Raw genomic sequence first — 4,743 nt, forward strand, 5'->3', positions numbered from 1 at the left:
GGCACCGTACCCCCGCCACTTCCGTCGCCTCCGTCGCCCCCGTCGTCCCGGTAGCCGCACCCCTGACACATCCCGGGGCCGCGGGTAGGGGACCTTCCGGAGGCGCACCCCCACCCCCGCGTTCTACGGTGGACACATGACCACGGGCGGACCCGCCCCCACATCCACCGAGAGGCCCGACCATGCCCGCCACCACACCGACCACACCCACCACCCCGGCCGGCTCGTCCGGCTCGTCCGGCACGGTCGACACGGTCGACACCGCCGCCGCCCGCGCCGACGGTCTCACCAGGATCTACGGTGAAGGGGACACCCGGGTCACCGCCCTGGACCATGTGTCCGTCACCTTCGCCCGCGGTGAGTTCACCGCCATCATGGGCCCGTCGGGCTCCGGAAAGTCCACGCTGATGCACTGCATGGCAGGGCTCGACACGCCCACCTCCGGATCCGCGTACCTCGGTACCACCGACCTCGCGTCCCTCAACGACAAGGCCCTCACCACCGTCCGCCGCGACCGGCTCGGGTTCATCTTCCAGTCCTTCAACCTCGTCCCCACCCTCACCGGGGCCGAGAACATCACCCTGCCCACCGACATCGCCGGCCGGAGGGTCGACAGGGCCTGGTTCGACGAGGTCACCGGGCGTCTCGGTCTCACCGACCGGCTCTCCCACCGCCCCGCCGAACTGTCCGGCGGCCAACAGCAGCGCGTCGCCTGCGCCCGGGCACTGGTCTCCCGCCCGGAGATCATCTTCGGCGACGAGCCCACCGGCAACCTCGACTCGAACTCGTCGGCCGAGGTCCTCGACATCCTGCGCACCTCCGTCGACCGCGACGGCCAGACCGTCGTCATCGTCACCCATGACGCCCGGGCCGCCTCCTACGCCGACCGCATCCTCTTCCTCGCCGACGGCCGTATCGTCGAGGAGCTGCGTCAGCCCACCGTCGAGTCCATTCTCGCCGTGATGTCCCGCATCGAAGAGCTGTAGCCGTGTCGGCGTCCTCCACCATGCGCCGGGTCTCCCTGCGCAACCTCGCCGGGCACAAGGTCCGGCTCCTGCTCACCGTCCTCGCGGTCGTCCTCGGGACCGCCTTCATCTCCGGGGCGCTGATGTTCACCGCGTCCCTGTCGAAGACCTTCGACACGCTGTCCGCATCCACCACGAAGGGCGTCGACGTCACCGTCACCCCCGACGAGGCCACCGGACGCCCCCTGCCGCTGGAACTCGGCGGCATCCTCGCCGACGCCGACGGTGTCGCGAGAGTCAACAACTCGACCCGGACCACCGTCGTCATCTCCCACGACGGCACCACCCTGCAGACCGGCGGGGCCCCGAGCTTCGCCTCGATCTGGTACCCCGACGCCGACCAGGTCGGCCCGGCCACCACCGTCATCGCCGGGGACGCCCCGCACGGCGCCGACCGGGTCGTCGTCAACTCCAGCGCCGCCGAGGACCACGGCATCGCCGTGGGCGACGTCCTCAAGGTCGTCGACACCGGCGGCGTCCACGATGTCACCGTCTCCGGCATCTACGACATCGACCTGGGGGACACGGACGGCGGCGGATTCCTCGGCCTCCTCATGGACAGTGACGCCTACCTGCGGACCTTCGCCGACGGCCGCACCGCCACCGGTTTCTCGCTCGCCGCGGACCCGGGTGTCAGCCAGGACCGGCTCGCTGCGGACGTCACCGCCCACCTCGAGGGAGCCGGGGTCGGCGGAGTCGAGGTGAAGACCGGTCAGCAGGCCGCCGACGAGCAGGCGGACGCCATCAACGACGCCCTCAGCTTCGTCAACTACTTCCTCGTCGCCTTCGGACTCGTCGCCCTGGTCGTCGGCACCTTCATCATCGCCAACACCTTCTCCATGATCGTCGCCCAGCGCACCCGCGAGTTCGCACTGCTGCGCAGCCTCGGTGTCTCCTCCCGGCAGCTCACCGGTTCCGTCGTCGGTGAAGCAGTCGTCGTCGGGCTCCTCGGCTCCGCCGTCGGCGTGGTCGCCGGCGCCGGACTGACGCAACTCATCTACGCCGCCATCGGCTCCACCGGCGCCGGTCTCCCCGCTACCGGACTCGAGGTCACCGGTGCCTCCGTGGCCGTCCCCCTGATCCTCGGCGTGATCGTCACCGTCGTCTCCGCCTGGGCCCCGGCCCGCCACGCCGGTGCGGTCCGCCCGGTCGAGGCGATGCGCTCCGGTGACCTGTCCTCGGCGTCCTCCCTGCGCCGCCGTACCGTCACCGGTACAGTCCTGCTGGTCACCGGCGTCGCCGCCGCACTGGCCGGCGTCCTGCTCGACGGCTCCGGCACCGGGGCCCGCGCGGGCCTCGTCGGGATCGGCGCACTCGGCGTCCTGCTGGGGGCCTTCCTGGTCTCCGCGGCGCTGGCGGTGCCGGTCGTCCCGGCGATCGGCCGGATCATCGGCGCACCGTTCCGCTCCGTCGGACGCCTGGCGTCCACCAGTTCGTCGCGCAACCCGCGACGCACCTCGACCACCGCCTACGCGCTGACCCTCGGGGTTGCCCTGGTGGCCGTGTTCGGGATGCTCGGAGCGTCGATGAAAGCGTCGATCAGCGGACTGGTCGGAGACACCGTCACCTCCGATCTGGTGCTCTACGGCCCCTCCGACGGCTCCTTCCCCATCCCGGCCGGGGCACTGGACGCCGCCCGTGACGTCGAGGGCGTGACCGGGGTCTCCGGTTTCGGCCTCGCCCCGGTCTCCCTCGGCGGTGCCACCAGCGACTCGATCGTCAGCGCAGGGTTCGGCTCCGGCTACTTCGTCGGTGATCCGCGGGTCACCGGCGGGGTGACCCGGGTGCAGGGGGACGTGGACCTCGGCGAGGCGGGCTTCATCGCCTCGGAATCCGCCGCGGCGAGGAACGGCTGGACGGTCGGCGCCCGGGTTCCGCTGCTCTCCGACGCCCCCGGGGCGGACGCCAGGGACCTGGGCACCGTGCCCTTGCTCGGCATCTACGAGGACAATGACCTCCTCGGTGACCAGGTGATCTCCTGGTCGGCCATCGAACCCCACATGGCGGCCGGCGAGTTCGGCACCGGCAGGTACGCCCGGCCCATGCTCTTCGCCGGTTTCGTCGACGGTGACATTCCGCTGGAGGACCTCCGCCAGCGCCTGGAGGACGCCACCGACCAGTTCATCGTGGTGCAGGTCCTCACCCCGTCCGAGTTCGCCGGGACGCAGGCCGTCTTCGTCGACCAGATGCTCAACATGCTCTACGCGCTGCTCGCCCTGGCGGTCATTGTGGCGGTGCTCGGCATCGTCAACACCCTGGCGCTCAACGTCATCGAACGGCGCCGGGAGATCGGCATGCTCCGCGCGGTCGGCGCCTCACGTCGGCAGGTGCGCCGGATGATCACCCTGGAGGCGGTGCAGATCTCGCTCTATGGCGCGGTGATCGGCGTGGTCGTCGGCCTGGCGCTGGGCTGGGCCTTCCTGAAGGTGCTGGCCGGTGAGGGGCTGGACACCATCGCGGTGCCCTGGGGCCAGGTCGTGGGAATGGTCGTCGGCTCCGGTGTCATCGGCGTCCTCGCGGCGGCGTGGCCCGCGGTGAAGGCGTCGCGGACGCCGCCCCTGGAGGCCATCGCCGACTGACCGCCCGCCCGATTCCTTGGTCTGCTCATCTCCTTCGGCGTCCTGCTGCCGATGTTCACCAGTGGTGATCTGCCGGGCACCGGCGACATCTCCGAGGTCGTCTCCGGCACCTTCTCCGATGATGTCCGCTTCGTCGGCGCGGGCACCATGGCCGTCGCCGCGGTGTGGACGCTGGCGAAGATCATCGGCCCGGTCATCCGCGGTATCCGTGAATCCCTGGCGTCCTCCCGGGCACGCAGTCACGGGGACGAGGTGGACATCACCGAGCGCGACATCCCGGTGAAGACCGTCGTCACGGTCATCATCGCCCTGATGGTCCCCATCGGCCTGGTCCTCTGGGTCTTCCTCGACGGCACCGGCATCAGCCACCACACCGGCTCACTGATCACTCTCTCGGTCATCTTCGTGCTGGTCCTCGGACTCGTCATCGCCGCCGTGTGCGGTTACATGGCCGGCCTCATCGGCTCGTCGAACAGCCCGATCTCCGGCATCGGCGTCATCATCGTGCTGCTCGCCGCGCTGCTCATCAAGGCCGTCACCGGTAACGACAACGGGGGCGACCCGACCTCCCTGGTCGCCTACACCCTGTTCACCGCGGCGGTCGTCTTCGGTGTCGCCACGATTTCCAACGACAACCTCCAGGACCTCAAGACCGGTCAGCTCGTCGGTGCGACCCCGTGGAAGCAGCAGGTCAGCCTGATCATCGGCGTGTTCTTCGGCTCGCTGATCATCCCGCCGGTCATGGGGCTGATGGCGTCCGCCTTCGGTTTCGTCGGCGCCCCCGACGCCGGCCCGGACGCGCTGGCCGCACCGCAGGCGGGCCTGCTGTCCTCCATTGCACAGGGTATCTTCGGCGATTCCCTCGACTGGTCGAAGATCGGTCTCGGCGCGCTGATCGGTGTCGGCGTGATCATCGTCGACGAGCTGCTCTCCCGTTCCACGAAGGCCGGTCCGCGCACGCTCGCACTGCCGCCGCTGGCTGTCGGCATGGGCATGTACCTGCCGGTGTCGCTCAGCCTGATCATCCCGCTGGGTGCACTGATCGGCTGGCTGTACAACCGCTGGGCCGACCGCGCCGCGCGGAACGGGACGGTGAAGGACGCCGCAGACGCCAAACGGGTCGGCGTCCTCGGCGCGAC

The 4,743-nt window shown here is 70.3% G+C and carries 2 protein-coding genes and 1 pseudogene; all 3 read left to right on the forward strand.

The features are described from left to right. Nucleotides 1–182: 182 nt before the first annotated feature. Nucleotides 183–986 (forward strand): ABC transporter ATP-binding protein, encoded by an 804-nt coding sequence (locus QZV72_RS02070; protein ID WP_297004620.1) that lies wholly within the window; start codon nucleotides 183–185, stop codon nucleotides 984–986. Between the two features lie 2 nt (nucleotides 987–988). Next, on the forward strand, nucleotides 989–3,604 hold the full coding sequence (locus QZV72_RS02075) for an ABC transporter permease (protein ID WP_297004622.1): 2,616 nt from the start codon (nucleotides 989–991) through the stop codon (nucleotides 3,602–3,604). A 15-nt stretch (nucleotides 3,605–3,619) separates the two neighbouring features. Then, nucleotides 3,620–4,743: pseudogene (locus QZV72_RS02080) on the forward strand (OPT family oligopeptide transporter); the annotation flags it as partial.

This window comes from uncultured Corynebacterium sp. (assembly GCF_902782855.1).
Lineage (GTDB): Bacteria > Actinomycetota > Actinomycetes > Mycobacteriales > Mycobacteriaceae > Corynebacterium.